Source organism: Streptococcus sp. 2100, assembly GCF_013276335.1.
Taxonomy (GTDB): domain Bacteria; phylum Bacillota; class Bacilli; order Lactobacillales; family Streptococcaceae; genus Streptococcus; species Streptococcus pseudopneumoniae.
Window position 1 is genome coordinate 1 of the sequence record NZ_VMKV01000117.1, and the last position, 530, is coordinate 530.

At 32.5% G+C, this 530-nt stretch carries 2 protein-coding genes; both read left to right on the forward strand.

Annotated features, from left to right (window positions below):
• The first annotated feature begins 66 nt into the window (after nt 1-66).
• The gene (locus HT669_RS10780; protein ID WP_000770987.1) at nt 67-213 is read left to right on the forward strand and encodes a hypothetical protein; all 147 of its coding nucleotides are present in this window, start codon (nt 67-69) and stop codon (nt 211-213) included.
• 32 nt (nt 214-245) lie between these two features.
• Nucleotides 246-530 (forward strand): helix-turn-helix domain-containing protein (locus tag HT669_RS10785; RefSeq protein WP_172933711.1); only part of this gene is annotated, 285 nt, incomplete at its 3' end.

Consider the following 530-nt stretch of genomic DNA (forward strand, 5'->3'; position numbering starts at 1 on the left):
TTGTTATGACGCGCTTACAGATAAACTAAAAAGACTAACACAAAAAAAGAAAGTAGAGAAAAGAAAATGAAGTTATTAAAGGGTTTGGGCTTTGCCTTGGTATTGTTTTACATGGTTATATTTATTGGAGTAAACTTTGTGACTGTTGGGGTTGATAATGATAAAAAAGAAGAAACAACAAAAGAGATACAAAGGTATGAATTGTTAGACTAGACTAAAATAAAAAAGCATTATACAATAGTAATATGAAATCAACTAAAGAAGAAATCCAAACAATCAAAACACTTTTAAAAGACTCTAGTACAGCTAAATATCATAAACGCCTTCAAATCGTTCTATTTCGTCTGATGGGTAAATCTTATAAAGAGATTATAGAGCTTTTAGACTGTAATCAAACAACGATTTGGCCAACTGTAAAAAAATATGAGGAGTTCGGACTCGACTCTCTCCTTCAAGAAACACGTGGTGGTCGTAACCATGCATATATGACAATTGAGGAAGAGAAAGCCTTTCTTGCCCGTCATTTGAAG